Source organism: uncultured Campylobacter sp., from assembly GCF_937890585.1.
Taxonomy (GTDB): domain Bacteria; phylum Campylobacterota; class Campylobacteria; order Campylobacterales; family Campylobacteraceae; genus Campylobacter_A.
On the sequence record NZ_CALACG010000330.1, the window covers coordinates 1 to 1,034 of the forward strand.

Sequence of the window (1,034 nt, forward strand, 5' to 3'; positions counted from 1 at the left end):
CTATTAAAGCGAATAGAAGCAATTTTACCTACTGAAATTTTCGCCACCAAATTTAAGTAGAGAAGAACCCCAAGTAAAACCACCGCCAAATGCATCAAGAAGCAAAACTGAACCATTTTTAATGCGTCCATCTTCGTAAGCATCATTTATCGCCATCGGGATCGAAGCGGAGCTTGTGTTGCCGTATTTTGCAACTGTCAAAACGCACTGCTCGTCAGTGAAATTTAGCCTATTTTTTACGGCGTCTATTATCCTGATATTTGCTTGATGAGGTATGAAAAAGTCGATATCTTCGCTTTGCATTTTGTTTGCATGCAAAATTTCTATCACGCTTTTGCTAAGTGTTTGAACTGCTATCTTAAAGACCTCATTTCCGCTCATGTGGATGAAATTTAGTCTATTTTTTAGTGTCTCTTCGCTAGCTGGAAATGCACTGCCACATCCTGGAGTTATCAAAAGTTCAGCCTGTCTGCCGTCGCTCGCAGTGTGGACGTCGATGATCTCGTTTTCTTCGCTAGCACTTATCACAGCAGCTCCTGCTCCATCACCAAATAGTATGCAAGTGCTTCTGTCTGTGTAGTCGATCATCGAGCTTAGTTTTTCAGCTCCTATGATTAAAACATTTTTCTTAACACCACTTGTAACAAGGGAATTTGCAAGCTCCAAAAGATAGATAAATCCCGTGCAAGCTGCACTTATATCAAAAGCTGTAATGCCAAAATTTAAACCTAAATTTGCAGCTATCTTACAAGCTGTTGAAGGCATGCAAAGATGATCTGGAGATATCGTAGCGCATATCACTGCATCGATTTGTGATTTTTCAAGTCCTGAGCGTTTTATAGCTAGCTCGGCAGCTTTTGTGCCAAGATCGCTTGTTATCTCAGTCGTTGCGATATGTCTTTGCTCTATACCAGTTCGCTTCACTATCCATTCATCGCTCGTGTCGACCATTTTTTCAAAATCAAAATTTGTAAACACATTTTCTGGCACATAATATCCCATTCCTTTTATTCCAATGCCTTGCATTACTCTAC

At 40.1% G+C, this 1,034-nt stretch carries 1 protein-coding gene; it reads right to left on the reverse strand.

What is annotated here, in order from left to right:
* Positions 1-24: 24 nt before the first annotated feature.
* Complete coding sequence (locus Q0296_RS09875; protein ID WP_298040092.1) at positions 25-1,026, reverse strand: beta-ketoacyl-ACP synthase III; 1,002 nt, start codon at positions 1,024-1,026, stop codon at positions 25-27.
* Positions 1,027-1,034 lie beyond the last annotated feature (8 nt).

What these genes read in the sequence shown, in the direction of transcription:
- Q0296_RS09875 (WP_298040092.1), bottom strand. Translation starts at nt 1,026, where the DNA reads ATGCAAGGCATTGGAATAAAAGGAATGGGATATTATGTGCCAGAAAAT.